The 20,567-nt window shown below is 38.8% G+C and carries 16 protein-coding genes; 9 read left to right on the top strand and 7 right to left on the bottom strand.

Annotation, left to right across the window (positions count from 1 at the left end; translation table 11 throughout):
- Nucleotides 1–151 precede the first annotated feature (151 nt).
- The 3 genes from P6N53_RS09065 (at nt 152) to ybaK (ending at nt 4,948) form a co-directional block, all read left to right on the top strand.
- Complete coding sequence (locus P6N53_RS09065; protein ID WP_304542523.1) at nt 152–1,609, top strand: sensor histidine kinase; 1,458 nt, start codon at nt 152–154, stop codon at nt 1,607–1,609.
- A 201-nt stretch (nt 1,610–1,810) separates the two neighbouring features.
- Nucleotides 1,811–4,198, top strand: coding sequence for an S-layer homology domain-containing protein (locus P6N53_RS09060; RefSeq protein WP_304542522.1), 2,388 nt, complete (start codon nt 1,811–1,813; stop codon nt 4,196–4,198).
- 138 nt (nt 4,199–4,336) lie between these two features.
- On the top strand, nt 4,337–4,948 hold the full coding sequence (gene ybaK / locus P6N53_RS09055) for a Cys-tRNA(Pro) deacylase (RefSeq protein ID WP_441315722.1): 612 nt from the start codon (nt 4,337–4,339) through the stop codon (nt 4,946–4,948).
- 17 nt (nt 4,949–4,965) lie between these two features.
- Here the strand turns inward: ybaK and P6N53_RS09050 are convergent, their stop codons facing one another.
- The gene (locus tag P6N53_RS09050) at nt 4,966–5,700 is read right to left on the bottom strand and encodes an AAA family ATPase (RefSeq protein ID WP_304542521.1); all 735 of its coding nucleotides are present in this window, start codon (nt 5,698–5,700) and stop codon (nt 4,966–4,968) included.
- Nucleotides 5,701–6,070: 370 nt separating this feature from the next.
- Complete coding sequence (locus P6N53_RS09045; protein WP_304542520.1) at nt 6,071–6,415, bottom strand: hypothetical protein; 345 nt, start codon at nt 6,413–6,415, stop codon at nt 6,071–6,073.
- A gap of 300 nt (nt 6,416–6,715) precedes the next feature.
- On the opposite strand from P6N53_RS09045, the gene P6N53_RS09040 reads away from it, so the two are divergent.
- Nucleotides 6,716–6,850 (top strand): hypothetical protein, encoded by a 135-nt coding sequence (locus P6N53_RS09040; RefSeq protein WP_304542519.1) that lies wholly within the window; start codon nt 6,716–6,718, stop codon nt 6,848–6,850.
- Between the two features lie 281 nt (nt 6,851–7,131).
- Nucleotides 7,132–9,600, top strand: coding sequence for a heavy metal translocating P-type ATPase (locus P6N53_RS09035; RefSeq protein WP_304542518.1), 2,469 nt, complete (start codon nt 7,132–7,134; stop codon nt 9,598–9,600).
- Nucleotides 9,601–9,687: 87 nt separating this feature from the next.
- On the opposite strand, the gene P6N53_RS09030 is transcribed toward P6N53_RS09035, so the two are convergent.
- The gene (locus P6N53_RS09030) at nt 9,688–10,632 is read right to left on the bottom strand and encodes an anti-sigma-I factor RsgI family protein (protein ID WP_304542517.1); all 945 of its coding nucleotides are present in this window, start codon (nt 10,630–10,632) and stop codon (nt 9,688–9,690) included.
- 17 nt (nt 10,633–10,649) lie between these two features.
- The gene (gene sigI, locus P6N53_RS09025; RefSeq protein WP_304542516.1) at nt 10,650–11,360 is read right to left on the bottom strand and encodes an RNA polymerase sigma-I factor; all 711 of its coding nucleotides are present in this window, start codon (nt 11,358–11,360) and stop codon (nt 10,650–10,652) included.
- A 274-nt stretch (nt 11,361–11,634) separates the two neighbouring features.
- On the opposite strand from sigI, the gene P6N53_RS09020 reads away from it, so the two are divergent.
- Complete coding sequence (locus P6N53_RS09020) at nt 11,635–12,009, top strand: hypothetical protein (RefSeq protein WP_304542515.1); 375 nt, start codon at nt 11,635–11,637, stop codon at nt 12,007–12,009.
- Nucleotides 12,010–12,168: 159 nt separating this feature from the next.
- Here P6N53_RS09020 and P6N53_RS09015 read toward each other — a convergent pair whose 3' ends face one another.
- The gene (locus P6N53_RS09015) at nt 12,169–13,203 is read right to left on the bottom strand and encodes a GGDEF domain-containing protein (RefSeq protein WP_304542514.1); all 1,035 of its coding nucleotides are present in this window, start codon (nt 13,201–13,203) and stop codon (nt 12,169–12,171) included.
- 191 nt (nt 13,204–13,394) lie between these two features.
- Here P6N53_RS09015 and P6N53_RS09010 point away from each other — a divergent pair, with 191 nt between their 5' ends.
- The 3 genes from P6N53_RS09010 to lgt all read left to right on the top strand — a co-directional run bounded on the left by P6N53_RS09010 (nt 13,395) and on the right by lgt (nt 16,115).
- Nucleotides 13,395–13,853, top strand: coding sequence for a hypothetical protein (locus P6N53_RS09010; protein WP_304542513.1), 459 nt, complete (start codon nt 13,395–13,397; stop codon nt 13,851–13,853).
- Nucleotides 13,854–13,881: 28 nt separating this feature from the next.
- Nucleotides 13,882–15,192, top strand: a complete 1,311-nt coding sequence (locus P6N53_RS09005) for a 4Fe-4S binding protein (protein ID WP_304542632.1) — start codon at nt 13,882–13,884, stop codon at nt 15,190–15,192.
- Between the two features lie 137 nt (nt 15,193–15,329).
- Nucleotides 15,330–16,115, top strand: coding sequence for a prolipoprotein diacylglyceryl transferase (lgt, locus tag P6N53_RS09000; protein ID WP_304542512.1), 786 nt, complete (start codon nt 15,330–15,332; stop codon nt 16,113–16,115).
- Nucleotides 16,116–16,978: 863 nt separating this feature from the next.
- On the opposite strand, the gene P6N53_RS08995 is transcribed toward lgt, so the two are convergent.
- Together P6N53_RS08995 and P6N53_RS08990 are read right to left on the bottom strand one after the other, a co-directional pair.
- A complete protein-coding gene (locus P6N53_RS08995) occupies nt 16,979–19,726 on the bottom strand; it encodes an AAA domain-containing protein (RefSeq protein ID WP_304542511.1) in 2,748 nt (915 codons plus the stop codon).
- 342 nt (nt 19,727–20,068) lie between these two features.
- The coding region (locus tag P6N53_RS08990) for a hypothetical protein (protein ID WP_373323026.1) at nt 20,069–20,567 on the bottom strand (499 nt) is incomplete at its 5' end.

Genomic DNA, 20,567 nt, shown 5'->3' with positions numbered 1-20,567 from the left:
TTAACATTTTTGTGATATTCATTTGAATGTTTTGACAAATATACATAACTAGCGTTACTATAGAACACTAGGATACTTTATCAAATGTAATTCATTCTAACTATTATCGACAGTATTCTGGTGTAGCAAATTTTGATTTGAGGTGGGGAGCATGAAAATAAATAACATCGTCACCAAACTATGGGTAATTATGACCATTTTGGTGCTTGTAGTAATCGGCATTGTCGGGGCAGTCCAGAGCAGCTTTATGGAGGGGCTTTATTACAATCAGCAGGCAAAGCAGCTAAAGAGCCTAGGCAACAAGGTATCGAATATTGCCCGAACTGAGCAGGATCCACTAGTATTGGATAATAAGGTGTCCCTGATTGCCGAGCTCTATAATGCAAATGTAATGATATTAAATGAAAAGGGTATAGTTATGAGCTGCCAGGGTATGGGCATCAGTACCAAGGATATGCCTATGGATATGAATAATCCCCATCATGGACCTTTGAGCACTAAGGATTTAGAACAGCTATTTAACGGAAATACAGTTGTATACAAGGGTAATAATCCATATTTTAAAACCGATGTTTTATCAGTGGGCATACCCTTTAAGGATCATGATAACATTAGCAGGACTGTCATCATTCACGCTCCCCTGGAACCCCTGGCGGACGAACTAAAAGGTTTAAAGATGCTAACAATTTATACTGCAGCTGGGGGTATTATTATAGCAGCTCTTTTAAGTTTATTCTTCTCCCGGTTTATTTCCAAACCTTTGGTCAAAATGAATACAGTTGCCCTAGCAATGGCTAGCGGTAACTATCAGAACAGAGTAGATATACAATCTAACGATGAAATGGGTTTGCTGTCCAACTCTCTTAATACTCTGGCATCTCGACTGCAAGAAAAGATTGGCCAATTGGAAAAGCAAGAGCAAATTAGGCGGGAGTTTGTTAGCAACGTGGCCCACGAAATCAAAACACCCTTAACTATTATGCAGGGATTTACTGAGACCATGGTGGATGGTTTAGTGAAGACAGAAAAAGAAAGGGAAGAGTATCTTAGTAATATTTTAGAGGAAATAAATCGACTAAAAAGGCTTGTGAATGAGATGCTGGATTTAAAGCGTATGGAGGAAGGCCACTTTGATTTTGACGTAGAACCCTGTGATTTTCGGGAAATCATTAATGGCGTACACCGAAAGCTTACTCAACTAATTATTGAGAAAGACATAAATTTTGCAATTAATATTGAGAGGAAGCTGCCTTTTGTTGCTTGTAACAGTGACCGCATAGAAAGGGTGTTAATAAATCTTATTGATAATGCAATCCGTCATACACCCCATGGGGGTAAGATCTCTCTTTATGTTACCAGCAAGGCGAATCAAGTTCACCTACGTGTCTGCGACAATGGTGTAGGAATTAAGCCAGAGGATTTGCCTATGATTTGGGAAAGGTTTTATAAAGGTGATAAATCCCGTACCCGACATCAGGGTGGCACCGGGCTTGGGTTGGCTATTGTTAAGAGGATTGTAGAAGGACATGGGGGACAGATTAATGTGGAAAGTAAAATAAATGAGGGTACTACCTTTAACATTGTACTGCCCATTAATCGAGCTGAGTAGTAAAAATAATAAAGCACGAACATCACTTTGGTGTGTTCGTGCTTTATTATTTTTTTCAGGACTTATGCAGATTAACTTATTAATTTGTTCCAAAGCAAGGGGCAACATCAGACCAGTATTTACTCATTCCATTTTTCTTATTGTTAGGTGTTGTTTTAAATATCACATTAATGTCATAGCTTTGAAAAGGTTTTGTGAAAATTGGATGCTAAAATTTATGTAATGATTAAATATAACTTTAAGGAGGATAGCAAGAAAATAAAATATGTTCTGTTCTTTGAAAACAAAAAAGGAGGAAGGCATGTGTCTATGAGTAAACTATATTCCCGCATAAGATCAGTATCTATTGTTATGTCACTTCTTTTACTATTAAACATTTTCTCATTTAGCATCACTAAACAAGTACAGGCGGAAGAAGTTGGACAAGTTATTCCGACTGAACAAAGAGGTGGCGATACTGAAGCTACATCTGTACAGCAAGCAGTCTACCAAGATGACAACTTGGATAGCATTGATTTGAATCAGGAAACTGATAACTCTACTGGTGGTGACCCCAGCATAGAAGAGGGCACATATATGGAAACTGTAGAAGAAACACTAACCGAGGTTATTGAGGAAGAAGAAATTGCAACTTATTCAGTCATCGGTTATATCTATGGAATCACAGAAGAAGATTCCGTTAAGGTCATGCTGAACAAAGGTACCGGAGAAATGGTTGTTTCACAAGATTTTGAGATAGGACAAGTAGATTTCAGTTTCTCAAATGTACCCGCCGGTGAATATACCCTTTGTGTGTTAATTAACGGTGCCACTGCCGTAATGAAACCTATAAAGGTGGAGGATGATATTAGAGTTGAAGATATACATGTAGCTAGGGTTTTTGGAACTATCATTGGTTTACCAGAAGGGGTAATCGCCTCCGTTTTCTTGAAGCCGGAGAATAAAGATATAAAAGTTATGCCTCTTAGGGTAATATCTAATGGTGATATTACTGAATTTACATATAAGGTTATGCCAGGATTTTATCATATGACAATTAAAGCAAATGATTTTGAAGATTATATTGCTCCCGATGTAATCGAAGTGGGAGAGGGAGGGGTTATTCTTGAACCCATCGAGATGGTCTTTAAGCTGGAAATACTAACAACATCACTGCCAAACGGAGCTGAGGGAACAACATATTCTACAGAACTGAATGCAACTGGTGGAAAAGTACCATTGTCATGGGCAATTACCTGGGGTACTTTACCAGAAGGCCTAACATTGGATACGATGACGGGAGTTATTTCCGGCATTCCCGCCATTAGTGGGGACTATTCTTTTATAGTTACCGTTACAGACACCCTGGGCCATACTTACAGTCAAACATTGAACTTAAGTATTTCTAACCGTTCAACGGGAGGAAGTTCCGGAGGAGGTAGCGGATCATCAGGAATCAATACAGGTGAGACTAATGCAAGCACAATTAATACAACCTTTACAGACCAGCAAATAAAAGAAGCTATTAATCTTTCTCAGGGAACAGTAACACTTTTTGCACCAGCAGGAAAATATAGTCTTAACATCACTGGAGAACAGTATAAACTGTTGGTAGATTCCGGAAAAGATATGGTTGTTTCCATGCAGGATGTTAATATAACACTAAACCCAGGGTCCATAAATCTATTGGAAGGAGACTCGTTAGAATTTAGAGTTGAAGGATTGTCTGATGTCACAGCGAAAGAACTGGTTAGCCAAAGTAACTATCAATTGATTGGTAGTATATTTGAAATAACTGTAGAAATTAAGAGTGATGAAATAACTCAAAAGAACCCCCTTAACCAGTCAGTAAGAGTCTCCTTACCTGTAAAATCTGACATATGGTTAGGAGAAAGCCACAACTGGTTAGATGTCTTTTTTTACAATGAAAGTGATTCTAATTGGGAATCGATGCAAGCAATTCATAATATTGACAGTCAAGAACTTATTTTTATCACACCTCATTTTAGTAAATATGCTGTTCTCAAAAAACCAGAAAGAAAGTTCACTGATGTAAAAGGACACTGGGGAGAAAAAGATATTGAATTAATGGCTGCAAGGGGGATAATTAGCGGCTACAACGACGATTCCTTTAGACCAAATGCGAACATCACAAGGGCCGAGTTAGCGATTTTGTTATCAAGATTGTTGGGTTTAAACGAGAAGGCGATAAATACATTTAACGATGTTTCAGAAAAAGACTGGTATTACGAAAGTATTGCCAAGGCGTTCCATGCAGGAATTGTAAGTGGTTATGATGGTGGTTACTTCAAACCCAATCAATATGTAAACAGAGAGCAAATGGCAGCTATGATTTCTAATACAATAGAAAATATGGGGATCAGCCTAGGTCAAAATGATGCTTCCATGGAGTTGTTCTTTGATGCAGGGTCAATCTCCCTTTGGGCGAGACAGAGTGTTGCAACTACTAGTGCGATGGGGATTGTCAAAGGGATAATCTCTGAAGAAAAGATTAAGTTTGAGCCAAACAAGAATGCCACAAGAGCTGAAGCAACAGTAATGCTGGCAAGACTACTAGATATTGCGGAAAAAGCAAAACACAATCTATAAAACAATGGGCTATACTGGAACATAAACATTCGGCATCATTGGGTACCTATTAAGATTTAACTATAAAAAAGCAGGTGGCAATTTAGATTGTGTAAGGGTATACTTACAGAAAGAGTGTAATTATGCCTACGATTGATAATGGATAAGTATAGAAAAAGTCCAGCACTACGCTGGGCTTTTTCTGCAACTACCAAGGTATTTTCAAAGAGTATGACAGGTTTATTGAGAAAAGAGAAAGTAAAGACTAATTATATTTATAGGGTGATGAATATGGCTTATAAAACAAATGTGATGAGAATATTAGATAAGGCTAAAGTAGAATATAAAAGTCATACTTATGCCAATACAAATGCTATTAGTGGCATTGAGGTTGCAAGTGTACTAAATCAGAATCCAAAACAAGTGTTCAAAACATTGGTAACTGTAGGGAAAACAAATAAATACTATGTCTTTCTTGTGCCAGTAGCAGATGAATTGGATTTTAAAAAAGCTGCTGATTGTGTCAACGAAAAGGCCATTGAAATGTTGAAAGCGACAGACTTATTGCCTATAACAGGGTATATTCATGGAGGATGCTCACCTATTGGGATGAAAAAAAAATTTACTACTACCATTGATGAGTCGGCAACAAATTTTGAAACAATTATATTTAGTGCTGGGAAAATTGGCTATCAGGTAGAGATGAGTCTTGAAGAATTAAAAAAGACTTTTAGATTCGGCTTAGCAGATATTATTTGTTCAAAGCTCTAAAACAGAGATTGCTACCCTTACTCGTCATCACGAAACAACTCTACTAAATATCTCTCAGGGCTATTTAGAAACCCTTTAGTAATTTGATAATGCTCCGTATCTTTATACATGATATTTTCAATGGAGGAAGCAAAACTAAAGATTGTTGCACCTGGGTAGCCCAGAAGAATCGGAGAATGAGTAGCTATAATAAATTGAGAATTCCCAGCGCATGCCAGTTGATGAATAATTCTCATAAATGCTAGTTGGCGTGCAGGGGATAACGCTGCCTCTGGTTCGTCTAACAGGTATATCCCAGCATCTCCAAATCGGTTTAAAAGCAGTGATATAAAGGACTCTCCATGAGATTGGCGATGTAGCGACTTACCGCCATAGCCTTGATAATTGAAAATGGGATCGTCCTTGTTTATTTGGTCAAGATGAGAAGCAAAATGATAAAAACTTTCCGCCCTTAAGAAGAATCCTTTAGTGGCTTTTGGTAGCCAAGAGAGACGAATGTAATCTCCCAATGCAGCTTGGGATGAATCCACATCATGTATGTTGTTTTTACCACCACCTGCGGTATTAAAGCCACACTGATACGCAATTGCTTCAAGCAAAGTAGACTTTCCAGAACCATTTTCCCCTACGAAAAAGGTTACATGGCTATTGAAATTCAACGTGTCCATTTCTTTTATTGCAGGAATAAAGAAGGGATAAGTTTTGAAATCTGTAATATTTTCTTTTAATAAAGTTACTTTACGCAAAAACAAATGAAATACACTTCCCTATAGAATATTTAACGTTCCATGTCCTTGTAGTTTTAACTTCTACATATTTTTAGAATAGCCTTTTTTATGTGGTTTTTTACAACAAAACAGTCAATTGGGCATAGAACCGTAAAAATTAACCATATAACAATTGCCAAGAAGTGGTAGCCTTTATGGGCTGGACAGTCATTTTCAGCGATGTGCTAATGAATGCAGAAAGATGGCCGGTATATAGTATTAAAAGTCCTGTGGTTTTCAAAACCACAGGACTTTTAATACTATTTCATTTAAATTCAGAAGCAAGAACAACAACTAATGCTGTGTTCTTGCTTCTAAACTAGAGGTTTTAGTTAATACATCATAATATTGACTTTTACTGGGTACCGTTGTTACCAAAACCTGGGCATAAACCTGAACCATTTCCCATCATATTCATCATACCACCGTTCATCATAGGAGAGATACCGTTTTTGCTGTGAAATTCTTTCATTTGCTCAAAATGCTCGTTCCAGGTAGTAGCCTGATCTTCAGTGACTTTACCACCTTTTACTGCTTGATCCAGCCAGGCTTTATGTTGATCAAACATCTGGTTTATAAACTGTTGATTATCATTTTGGCTAGTGTTTTCTCCTTGATTATCTATGGCTGCAAAGGCATTGGGAACCAGCAATGCAGCAAGGGCTATAATGGCAATACCTAATGTGATTTTAAATTTCATTCTTTATTCCTCCAATTCATATTTTTTAAGGTTATTTAACAGGAACCAATGTAGGGGGAATTATGTGCAGGGTAACCATTTTGTCCACCTCCCATCGAAAGTTTTTCTTTACAGTTATTACTATAGCAAATACATTTAACAAATCTGTTTCATCAATATCACATTTTGTTTATATTTATTATTTTGAATAAACGAAGAAGCACTTGTTACAAAACTGTGAAACTGTTGTTATGGCTTTGTAAAAGTTCTTTGTTATCCTAAGGTTAGAATTTAATCCTATTATAAAGGAGTGGATACACTATGATGACATTTGCAGGAGGAATAACAGGTTTTTTCTGGTCCCTTGTGATGATTATAGGTATGGCTTTACCTATAATTTTGGTGATATGGGCTATATTGACCGTAGGAGTACGAGTAATTGAAAGAAAAAACTAACCAAAATAAGCCATTGGATGTTTAAAAAATCAGGCTGGCCAAAGGGGAAATTACTCAGGATGATTTTCAAAGGACAAGGGGCCGAATCATTAAGGATCTGTGGCTTAGCCACAGGTCTTTTTAATTAGAGTTATATTTCATACCCCTTGTTATTTAGTTACTATTATAAAGATTTCTAGATATATAGGTTAGAAGTATTATTGTTTTTTGGTAATACTAAATTATGTCTGGAAATATTGATGCGGTTAATTTTAAATTATGAATAAAGAGGTATTATTGATTTGAAACAATTAACGCTAAAAATCAAAGGTATGACCTGCGCATCCTGTGTTCGGAGGGTGGAAACAGGTCTTGAAATAATAAAAGGTGTTCGAGAGGCTAATGTAAATCTTAGCACTGAGAAGGTTACTATTAATTATGATGAGTCAACTATAAAGGCGGAACAAATAATTGCTTCTATAGAAAAAATGGGTTATAAGGCTTACTCATCACAAGTTGAGAAAGCGACATTACCCATTGGCGGTATGACTTGTGCTTCTTGTGTAAGGCGTATTGAAAGTGCTGTTAAAAAGTTAGTGGGAGTAACTTCTGTATCTGTTAACCTAGCTACAGAAAAGGTTACAGTAGAATATGATGGCGATGTCATTTCTCTATCAGACATCAAAGGTAAGGTTGTTGAACTCGGTTACCAGGCTTTTGAGGCCCAAATGGAGACTGCCGTAGACCGGGAAAAGTTAGAGAGAGAAAAAGAAATGAGAAAGTTAAGATTTGATTTTCTTTTGGGGGCAGTTTTAACAACAATTGTATTAATTGGTTCCCTGCCAGATATGATGGAGGGGTGGGGTCAATGGGTTCCAGCAGTGTTAGTAATGCCTTTAACAAAACTACTTCTAACTACTCCAGTACAGTTTATATCTGGATGGAGATTCTATAGGGGAGCCTATGCAGCTTTATCCCATGGTACTAGTGATATGAATGTTTTGGTAGCAATGGGTACAACTTCGGCCTGGCTTTATAGCGCTGCCATGACATTGTTTCCTGATTTTTTAACAAACTTAGGTTTTCCATATCAATTGTATTATGACGTGGCAACAGTAATTACGACTTTGATTTTACTAGGTAGGTTATTAGAAGCAAAAGCTAAGGGTAAAACATCTGAAGCAATTCGCAAATTAATGGGGATGCAGGCTAAGACTGCCAGAGTCATAAGAAAAAATCAAGAAATAGATATTCCTATTGAAGATGTAATTCTGGGAGATATCGTAATAGTTCGCCCAGGCGAAAAAGTTCCTGTGGATGGCGACATTATAAGTGGTCGTTCATCGCTAGATGAATCTATGCTTACAGGGGAAAGTATGCCTGTAGAAAAATCAATAGGTGATGAGGTTATTGGTGCTACTATTAACAAAACAGGGGTCTTTAAGTTTAGAACGACAAAAGTTGGAAAAGATACTATGTTAGCACAGATTATAAAGCTTGTTGAGGAAGCACAGGGTTCAAAAGCTCCGATTCAAAAGCTTGTGGATGTGGTTTCCGCCTACTTTGTTCCAGCTGTAGTGATTACAGCAATCATAAGTTTTATACTATGGTGGGCCTTTGGTCCGGAGCCATCCTTAATCTTCGGGTTAACTACTTTCATCGCCGTTCTAATTATTGCTTGCCCTTGTGCACTAGGCCTAGCTACCCCCACAGCTATCATGGTAGGCACAGGTAAAGGTGCCGAGAACGGGATTCTGATAAAGGGTGCAGAAAGCTTGGAATCTGCTTATAAGATTAAGACTATCGTGTTTGATAAGACTGGTACTATTACTGTAGGGGAGCCCTCTCTTACAGACCTTATTGTTACTGACGATTTCCAGAAGGAAGAAGTTTTGCATCTGATAGCCTCGGTTGAAACTAGGTCAGAACACCCCCTAGGCGAAGCAATTGTTAAAAGTGCTAAGGAAAAAGGACTTCATCTGATTGAACCTGAGGAGTTTGAAGCAATTCCTGGCCACGGAATTTTAGCAAAGGTATTAGGTAAGGCTATACTCATAGGAAACCTACGATTAATGAAATCTAAGAATGTTGATTTCTCTGATAATATGCTAAATGTTTCGGATAAATTAGCCGATGAAGGTAAAACACCAATGTTTATAGCTATAAATGGAAATGCAATAGGGGTTATTGCTGTTGCTGATACTGTGAAGGAAACATCATTGAGAGCTATCAAAGAACTAAAACGGATGGGCATTGAAGTAATCATGCTAACCGGAGATAACAGGCGTACTGCTGATGCAGTTGGCCGTCAAGTCGGAATTGATCGTGTCCTTGCAGAGGTTTTACCGGAACATAAGGCACAAGAGGTAAAAAAACTGCAAGAGGAAGGAAAGGTTGTGGCTATGGTTGGGGATGGTATTAACGATGCTCCAGCATTAGCACAGGCAGATGTAGGTATAGCCATTGGAACAGGTACTGATGTAGCTATGGAAGCATCAGATATTACCCTTATCCGAGGCGATTTGCGGGGTGTTCCTACGGCAATTAGACTTTCAAAATCTACTATGGTTATGATATGGCAGAATCTGTTTTGGGCGTTTGCCTATAACATTGTACTCATTCCAGTTGCAGCTGGTTTATTATGGCCCTTCTTTGGAATTATCTTAAATCCAATGCTTGCTGCTGCAGCTATGGCGTTTAGTTCAATTTCTGTTGTTCTAAACACTATGAGATTAAAAGCCTTTAAGCCTGCTGCTGAACTGATGGATTAAAGTTGGCAAAAAGCCAGAGAGCATTGTGAATGATATGCTCCCTGGCTTTTTCATTGTTCGAGTTCGTGCCATAGCTAGAATAGAATCTTAGTTGTGGTTAGGCATTAGATCAGGAGCCTGCGTGACGGGATGCTTATGATGACCGTTTCCAGGTTGCTCCATAGGCATGCTACTACTGTTGTGATTCATCTGATGATTTTGTCTCATATTATTCAGGTGCTGATTATTCTGCATGGTTTCAACTGACTTACTACCGTAGTGCTCACTAATTTCTATATAATCCGCTCCAAATAAATCCTTTGCATCTATACCCATTAGGGATAATGCACTGGTGACATCCTTCTCTCGCAGGTTATCAAGACTTAAAGGCAAGTTCTTTTCCAGGCATTTTTCATAAACAAGATATTTTCCGAGGGAAACTTGTGCAGCTTTAGCTGAATCCATAACAGTTTCACTCGGACTTGTTACAATCATAGATCCTTGATAAGCAGATTTTTTCAATTCATCAAGAATGAATATCTTTAACTGGGTTTCGCTTATGTTAGGAATATTAATGTTATCTGGTTTTATAAAACTGCTGATGATAATATCCTGACTATTTGTTTTTAGATAACCTTGCTCCTTTGAGTATTGAATTAATTGCCCTAAAGCATCGTAAAGATTTTTACCCAACAGAGTATCTGTATAAGAACTGTCATCTAACTCAGCTATTTCTACCTGCGTCACCATACCTTCTTGGTTAAACCATATTTCCAATTCGGGATATAAAGCGATATTTAAATAGGCCGCCGATGCCGGGGGGGTGTTAAAGCTAGGTAGCAATCCGGTGAAAAGAATTAGCAATGCTGCGGCGGCCACCGCTAGTAATTTTTTATTAAAAAACATCAGTGGGGAGACTTCGACAAGCACAGTTGAACCAACCAGAGGATCCGGTTTTATCCTAGTATTAAGGTATTGACCTTCTTCAGTATAAACCAGTGCGTTTTTATGATTGTTCCTTAAAGCCAAAACTACAGCCTTTACCTTTGTCATTTAAAATTACCTCTTGGTTAATTAATTTTAGTAAATCTCTTTAGAACCGATAGGTTTGGGTCTGTTAGCAGTATTACTGTAGCAATGATGTATTTACGGCCCTTTTCTAGCACACGGTTACTTAAACCCGTTCTTTCAACCAATATTTTGGCTGGCAGTTTGCTATAATTTTTTAAGAAACCAAGTAGATCCGGATCATGGGCTACGGTCATAGCTACTTGCATTAACTTTTCCCTGGTATCCCGGTGCCGGGGCGAACAGCGAACTAAATCCTCTAAAGTAATATCATAACTTCTTAACTGTTGCTGGTACAGTTCAATGGTTTCAGCCATGTTTTCCTGCTTTATACGATCCTGATAGGAATGATGCGATTTTTGTTCCAGTATGCTAAAGATCCTATCTTCGGAACAGCCTTGTTCCTCTGCCAATAACATTTCATACTTGGCCGGATTTTTTCTGAAATAATCCGTCAGACGGTGGTGGATTACGGTATATGCGAAGGAAGAAAAGGAAGCTCGTTGGTTAAACTCATAACAATCTATAGCCTCGTTGAAGGCAAGTAGGGCAATACTCAATTCGTCATCATTTTCCCAGCATAAATACCGTTTACAAATGCGGGAACTGACCTTGATGATGTAATCCCGGTGGTTTCGAATGAGTTCTTCCCGGGCCTTTTCTTCACCGTTTTTTGCTCTTTGTATCAACCCCTTGAGCGTAAAATTAAACATCGTATCCTCCACTAATATTGTATTCGTAAAAAGCACCGCATTTTATGTGGGCAAGAAATAAAAAAGCAAAATAGGCTACTTTTCTGCATTTTAATTGTAAGGATTAAAATTCACAGAACGGTCACAAAGGTTTAACATTATTGTTAAATTTAAAAGAATAAAAATATTGATTTATCGAGCCCACCTAAATTCTTTTTCTTCTACGAATTATTAGGTGAAAAGGAAAAAGGGAGTACATTAAAAGGGACTTCCATAATAATAGGAGGGTTTATAAATGTTTAACAAAAAAACTATTATCACCGGGGTTACTACTTTAGTGTTTGGAGCTTCAATGGTGGGGGCGGCCTATGCTTTGCCAATAAATAAAGATTCCAGGCAACTCCAGGAGCCACAGGTGCAAATGCAAATGATGTCGGGACAGCTAAACACCCAAGACGTGCCCATGAATAATCAAATGCCCGCACAAATGAACCAATATATGGGCCAAAACCAACATATGATGCAGAGCAATGAACAAATTGACCACCAACATATGTTTCATAATAACCAGGCTATGAGACACCAACCTAAGAACAGTTCCTCCATGTTAGGCAGTGGTCACATGGGCAACCGAAATATGGGATATCAGAACTCTAGGCAAAATAACTGACGGTATTTCATAGAAGAACTGTTGTGGTGAATTTCATAAGTATAAGAAAAAGGAACAGGCAAGTTTGGAACCTGTTCCTTTTTAATATTAAAATTCTTTCATCTAAATAAATAAGTTTTTTCTTATTCCCTAAATGTTCTTAATAACCTTTTTAAAGAATTAGTAACGTACACAATTTTTGCCTTCTCTTTTGGATTGATATAGAAAATCGTCTGCCAGCTTAAATAATTTATTTGCAGTTGTAGCTTCTTGGGAATATACGGCCAAGCCTGCAGAAATGGTAACTCGTTGGTTGGGGAAGTTATGCTGAGAGATTACTTTTATAATATTTTCCGCCAAGTTGATTGCGCTAGTTTTATCAGTTTCCGGCATTAAAAGCACAAATTCTTCGCCACCAAAGCGGGCCAGGATGTCTGTTTCTTTGATTTGCTCTCTAATTAATTTGGCTACAGTTTTTAAAACTAAGTTACCTGCATCGTGACCAAAATTATCGTTGAAACTTTTAAAATCATCTATATCAAAGAGGGCTAAAGATAGAGGTTTTTGAAACCGATTGACCCGGTCAATTTCAAAAACTGATAGGTTTTGGAAGTGCCTAAAATTGTAAACTCCAGTTAATTCGTCATGAGTGGAGAGAAATGCTAATTTCTCTCTATGGCTTTTTTCCATATCCATGATATTTCCCACAAAGTAGATGATAGTTAAAAGTGTCCCTATTAATATATAATGGGCAATGTTATGCTCGAAGTGCTTACTAAAACATACAAAAAAGATAACTGCCGAAGCGAATAGAGAGAAAACGATTGCAACTTTCTTTCCAAAGCGCATTAGATAGATCAATACCAAGATTATATATAGGCCGTCGTGATAACTAGTAGTAACTTTTGAATTAAGCAATGTGAAGGTGCTCATAAGCAGAAGGTCTATGCTCAAATGCAAATAGCCCCATGTACCCATTTGGGGCGAAGAGTTAGCCGTCTGAAACAACAACCATAAGCAGGAATAAAGAAAAAGGAGAACATAGCCCGCTATTGATATATAGTTGGTGTTGCCTTGATAAAGCTCTACAAGAATTATAAAAAGGGCAATAGCAATTCTGAACCGACCGATAATGAAATCCAATTGCCGGGTACGGGTAAGAACATCTTCCTCATGATAGGAAGTATTCTCCGAAAAGGGGTTATTCAATTTCATGGAGTTTCACCTTTCGCATGTAGTCTCCTTAATTATTCGACACAGCTTTGTATTTATAGAGGGGTTCATTAAGAATTATCACAAAAAGGTGTTACTTTTGTAACAGGGATGTGAACATTTCCCTGTATTATACTCCTAGATAGACAAGGCTTGATAAGGAGCTAGGTATTTTTATAGAAAGGGTGAAAAACGTGAGTTCAAGATGGTTTGGTTTATTTGGTTTTATTATGGTCGTGTTATTGGTGGCAGGACCGTTGGCCGGTAATGTGCTTGCTTCACCGGATAGTTCCGGCAATCCACATGCCGGACACGATATGAGTAATGTAAATAGCACCAAAGTGCAAGAAGAACTTTCGCATGATAATCATGGGATTATTGATAATCAGGGAGTAACTTCTTCTCATGACCATAGTACTACCAGTGGAGGACACGATTCTGCTAATGACCATGAAGCCAACAATGACGGGCATGACACAAATAATGCCGGTCATGGGCATGGTTCTAATAGCGAGGGTCACGGGGAAAGCAAGGGTGATCCTAACGCCCCACCTAACTGGTCAGCAATTTACGGCTTCGGAGCATTCAATCTATTGGTAATAATCATTGCGGCTGTTCTTAAATTTAAAACCGTTAGAAACGGGGTGAATTAAGTTGAACCAAAACAAGGGTAATCAATTTATGAAATCAATACTAAAAAGCAAATGGTACCCTGGTATTTTCCAGTGGCCGACCATAATAGTTTTTGCAGTTATTCTATATGAATTATTGATCGGAATTGCGGATTCCCACAACAATTTCGGTACCGCCATGACCTGGATTGTCTGGTGGCCCATTATACCGCTTGTTTTCCTGCTGGCAGGACGTTTCTGGTGTGCTATCTGTCCCTTTGCCACCTTAAGCGACATAATACAGAAATTTGTAGGGAATAAGAGAGCGGTACCAAAATTCTTACAAAAATACGGCATCTGGATAATTGACGCCATGTTTATTCTTATCACTTGGGCGGATCATGTATATGGTATCGTAGAGTCCCCCAGGGGTTCCGGAATTTTGCTATTAATGCTTATTACAGGGGTAATTGTTACCGGGGCATTTTTCGAAAGAAGAACCTGGTGCCGCTACCTGTGCTTTATCGGAGGCTTAGCAGGTAACTATTCAAGAGCTGGTGCTCTAGAGCTAAGAGGAACACCCGAGAAGTGTTCGAAGTGTACTGTTAGTGCCTGTTATAAGGGTTCAGAAAAGGCTCCTGGTTGTCCAATGTTTGAATTTCCAAAGACAATGGATAATAATGCCAGGTGTAATTTCTGCGGATACTGCGTCAAAAACTGCCCTAACGATTCTATCAGTGTTTCGGCACGAGTACCCTCTAAAGAGCTTTGGTTCATTCGCAAGCCTAAACTTGAGGAATCTTTCTTAGCTATTGTTATCTTAGGAATTGTACTGGTGCAGAACATTACTATGCTAGAGGTTTGGACAGATATTCAGCAGTTCTTAGGCAAAATGCTTGGTACTGATAGCTTTAGTGTTATCTTTACAGCTGCCTTTATCATTGCAATGGCCATTCCAGCGTTATTAGTTTATCTAACTAGTTGGGTTGCATCCTTAAAGAACTCTGACACACCTCTGATGAATATAACCAGATTTGGTTATGCTTTAATTCCGATAGACTTTGCCGGTCACATGGCTCACAATCTATTTCACCTGTTGGCCGAGGGGAAATCAGTTATCTATACTGGTCTGGCCCTCTTCGGAATTAAGCACGAGGGAGCATCACCAGCTTTGGTGAGTATGGAGACCATTGTATTCCTGCAGTATGCTCTGTTAGCACTGGGTACCATTGGTTCAATCTATACAGCTTATCGTATCGCTAAGGCCAGCTACAAGAAAGAGCAAATTGTTGGTTCAGTGGTTCCCTTTACTATCCTAATGCTTGGACTGGTAGCCTTCAACATCTATCTGTTCTTACTGCCAATGTCTCACAGAATGTAAGAATCCAAAAACAGGTTGCCTTATGGGTAACCTGTTTTTAATCCAACTGATAAATTTAGAATATGAGCGTAGATAGCAAAAGTTCGAAGAAGAGATTAAAGAATTGAATAAGAATTTAAAGAGGGGGTGGGTATATATTGTATCCTATTCTGTTCTATATAGGCGATATTCCAGTAAGGGCCTGGGGTATAATGGTGGCACTGGGCGTTATGGCTGGCCTATGGTTAGCAATCAGGCTTGCTAAAAAGGAAAATATAGATCCTGAAAGGGTTGTAGATTTTACAATATATGCTTTCTTTGGAGGGATTCTTGGTGCCCGTCTATGGGAAGTCATTTTTGGTTGGGAAAAATTTTCTTCCCATCCTTTAGATGCATTAAAATTCTGGGATGGGGGACTGTCTATCCAAGGAGGGGTGTTGGCAGGCCTAATTATTTGCATTTGGTTTGTGCGTAAACATAAACTTCCGTCTTGGAAGTTTGCTGATATATTGGCTCCTGGATTAATTTTGGGGCAAGGAATAGGTAGAATTGGTTGTTTGTTAAACGGTGATGCTTACGGCATACCCACAAGTCTACCAATCGGTGTTATATATAAAGAAGGAACTCCTGCCTACTCAGCCTATGGAGCCCAACCGCTGTTTCCAGCAGAAATTATTGAAGGTGTAGTAGATATTGGTATTTTATTTATTTTGCTTCGATTAATTAGAGGTAAACCCTTTGATGGTTCAGTGGCATTGACCTACTTTTTACTTTACTCCTTAAACCGATTTATTATTGAATTCTGGCGAGCTGACAGCTTGATAGTTCTCGGTGGTTTAAAGGCAGCCCAGATGACCACTTTGGGCACAACCCTATTCGCCCTTGGATTACTTACCTATAAATGGTACAAAACAAATAAGAGAAACCTGATATCCTTTGACTAAAGAGTGCATAGTTTATAGTATTGTGCTATTACCATCAAATGATTACCTATTAAATGAATACACGAAGAACATGCCAGGGAATTTCTCGCAGGATTCCAAGGCTTTCACGTCAGTGACGCAACAGGGAGGAGGCTGTGCTAAATATAAATAGCACAGCCTCACATCATTTTGCTTCAAGACTCACTAGTATTATATATAAGCACAGTTGATTGATAAATATCTGGAGTTTTGGCAAACCTAACGGAACATAATAAGTTTAATAGTCTACAAGAAACGATATATGATTGTAATAAAATCACAGTGGTTCCGATAATGTATATTATGTTAACCTGGGAGAAAATAGAGCTCCTAATGGGTTCTTTCCTGCACATATATGACTGGCTATCTATAAAACATGGTTTGTTGTAATACTTCTTGCAAGACACAACTAATAGGTTCGCTTTGGGTCTATGGTGCCATAACCAGTTCGCTGGTTTTCTGGATTAGTATCCTTACAATAAAAATGCTAATCTGTCTACCATTTATGTTAGTCAGCTAAATATTGGTCCGCTATAATTATTAGGATAAGCAACCTTCTGATTGGTACTCTGACCTCATATCTGTAAAAAATATAGGGTCTCTTATGTAACCTAATTCAGATAGTTAACCGATAATATGATTATGTAAACTACCACTCACTCTTGATTAATCACAACCACATCTTCCCGATATGGATTATGGGAAGTTAATATTATTTGGGTCAAACCCCGATTTTTATACAGAAATAGAGTTAGAAATTGGGGGGACAAAGTTCTAATCACGAAAATTTTAAACTGCCGATTGTTCATCTTATTTCTAGTTGCATAAAATGCAAATTGCCTTAGTTACTGCTCACTTAGAATTTTCTGTATCTTCTCCCGCTCCCTGCTGCCATTGGTAGGCAGACGTAACAATGGTACTCCGTATTTCGCCAGAATCATATCCTTCAACATATCACGGTGCTTCTGAACTGGATTATTTTCATGGAAGGCAAAACCATCTACTTCAACCACAAGAACGCAGGCCTTATCCTGCTTATTATACACAATAAAATCAAGCGATGCCCTGTTGTTGACAAAATTCAACTCTTCGGGAGTAAGCAAAGCCACGTTGTTCAGCAGATTCCGCAACAACATCCCATACACATAGCTATACCGATTATTTTGCGGCTCCGCGAGGATCTCCTCCAGCAGCACACGTAGAGCTTCTTCCGACTGATACCGGACGCTTTGATCCATCTTGGCTTTCAGCGGAATCAACTTACTGGCATACTGACGGTAAAGCAGATCAAAGACCGATACGATGTTGCTATCAATTACGTTCTCGTCAAGGGTGCTGTATTGGATGTAGCGAATCAAATCGCCTATATCCTTGCCTCTCTTGAAAAAAAGGTCGCGGTCCGTCACCAACACAAACTGCCTAATAGCTCGGGAAACAGCCACATTGACCATCTGCGGGTCATCCACAAATGTAAGCCCCTTCTGGCCATCCCGGGTGCTGTCTAGTACGGTGGACATAATCATGATGTCCTTTTCCCGGCCCTGATATTTATGTACCGTATCGCTTTCGATGCCACTGGGTAGCAGTTGCCCTGCCTTGTTGGCCTGCTTGCGATAAGGGGTAACGAAGCCGATATTCTCACGATTCTCAGCAAGAGCTGAATTTTTCAGGATTTCCTCAACCGTGACATCAAGCTCCCTCTGGTTATAGTTCCCCTTTTTTTCACCCCTAGTAACTCGCCGCATGTGATTTCCTTCAACGGTTTTATAAAGTACCAAGGGCCACTCCGCTAGTTTCGTGTTGGTATATGGAATCAACTCCCCATCATAATATTTCTTGTTACAGAACTCAATGATCTGAGGATGGCAGCGATAATGCTCCTGCAGTATTTTGCGGGGCAAGCTACTTTCATAGATACTAATAATTGATGACAGGATATTGTGCTGAAAATAGTTATATACAGGATTAGGCGGCGATGTTTTCACCATTGGCTCGATTTTCTCGTTGGTAATCTGGGAAAGTTGCTTCATATCACCTACAATAATTACATTTCGGCAACAGGAAAAAGCAAGTGTGCCAGTGAGAATATCTACCTGAGAAGCCTCATCGATAATAACATAATCTAATAGGTAATTCTGTGGAATGGACCGACGCAATGCGTGGGTTGTACTGAGGATGATCGGGAATGTCTGAATAAACTCCTGAAACCTTACTTTGAAACTTTTTTTGGAAAAGTCAGGCTCTTTCAGTCCACTATGGCTCTGATATAGGCACTTGCGGAACAATTTTTCAGAATACTGCTGGTGATTCTCGATCAGCACATCAAACGAGGCGCCGTCCAGTTCACTTTCAAGAACCCTTATCTCGCTTTCTACCTTACGGATCTGCTGCCGGTAAAATTCCCTCTGAAGTGACAATAAAATGGACAATTCTTGTTGCTGTAGCTTTTTGTGATCAAACACTCCATATTTGAAGAGTAGTTTTAACTTATACAGAAACTTGCTGGATTGATTCCGTTCTTTTGCCAGAGAAGTTTCGGCCAGGAAGGAAACGATTCGATCAGGAGTTGCCCTAAACAGGGGAAGCTTGCCGATTTCCTCGACATCCTGTCGGGCATAGTATTCTTCAAAATGCTCCTGTTCCAACCCCCAGGCCCGCAACTCCTGACAAAGCCGCACCCGCTTTCTGTCTACCTTCAATAGCTGATTTAACTTCATGTTCCAGGCATCAATCTGCTGAATCAATTCTTCCTTATCTTCTTCATAATCCCATTCATCCACATGAGCTACAGGCATATTGGCAAAAAAGATATCCTGATTGCTACTTTTGCCTAGCAAGGCCGTTAGGAAGCCATAGCCCTGCTTTGCCATTTTTTCAATGACGTTTTTAACTGCCTCATTATTATTAGACACAACCGCTACGCTTTTTCCTTGTACAGCTACGAGGTTTGCAATAAGATTCAGGATTGTCTGGGTTTTGCCAGTACCAGGTGGTCCTTCGATAACTGAAATAGAGCTTGTAAGAGCATTTTCAACTGCAACTTTTTGACTCAGGTTAAAGCGGAATGGAAAGATGATACTGTTGGTGTTGGGAGTTCGCGATTCGATTCCCTGTTGGTTCAGGTAGCGGCTCAGTACACTTTCTGGGTGAACAAAAGTAAGTTGCTCCATTTCTCGTTTCAAGAAAGCCTCTTCTTCAGGGTTGTCTGAAGTATATTGAGAGATTTCCCTTAGATAGGTCAGTATTTGTTGGGCATCCTGATTGACGGCTCCATCCTTGACCAACGAAAATGACTGTGGCTTTACTGTACAAGATTTACCGTTATATTGGATGATTCGGATGCGTTCTCCAAAATCCAGAATAAGTCGAGGTTTATAGACAGGTATGCCATCCACATAGGCGATTTGGACATCTTGTTCGATTACTTTCGGCTTATTAATAATAACCACATCATTCTGATTATATGGGTAGCTGGTACTTACTTTTCGATAGGTAATTTTAACTTTCTTTTTTTCGGGGTCATAGTAGATATTACTGATTTCTTCGGTTTTATCTTCTCCCTTAACCAAAACCATTACTTCTTTTATGTTCATATTATTTGTCCTTTGTCAAAAGTTCTAAGTTATATGTTATCGCTAATAATGAGCATTTGACTGAACTGCGTACTGTTCGCCAGCTGTTGTTACCCTAGCTCAGCATTATTGCTATATCTACAAAATCCTATTCTATACTTCCCATTATTAGCCTAATAGGTATATGGATTATGTAAAGTTATTATAAACCCACTTATGGTACGTTCACCGTATCTGCAAATAAAACCTTAGTTGGTAAAGCTAAGTAAGGTTCTCATTTTGGTGCATATCAGATTGATCTCCTATTCCAAGAATCAGCGGGTAGTTTACTGTGTTGCCAATAACTCCGTCCCCTTGACACGCCTAAATAACCTGCAAGAGCCAAGTGACTCCTGTAATTTCACTTTCCAACTCTTCACATTCAGCCTGTTGACTTCTTATGTATCCTTCAAAAATGTTCATTTGCTCAGGATAAAGTATCTTTAATTCATTGGCTCGCCTAACAATATGGGCTTGATTTATTCTATTAATTTTAACCAGTTCAAAATCATTAATTGCCTTCTCAGCAATAAGCTTAACTCCTGTCTGCTGAAAGACTTGATGCCATTGCTTCTTTGAAGGGTACCTTTCTTCAGAACCCTCACCACTATAGGCATCATCAATAATTATGTATCCTCTCTTTTTAATTGTACTTTTAAGTTTTAGTATTGTTACAATTGAATTTCCTAGCACATCTCCCACAGCACCAAGAATAACAATGTCATAATCTCTTTCAACCCTTACAGATTGATTAATGTCTTCAACAATAAACTCGCATATCTTCTCTACAGAGTATTCTTCAGCCTTACTCTTTGCGTAAGCT

The organism is Desulforamulus aquiferis (genome assembly GCF_030577015.1).
Classification (GTDB): Bacteria; Bacillota; Desulfotomaculia; order Desulfotomaculales; family Desulfotomaculaceae; genus Desulfotomaculum; species Desulfotomaculum aquiferis.
Note: the sequence above shows the minus strand (reverse complement) of the source record. Positions and strands in the feature narration are given on the sequence as shown.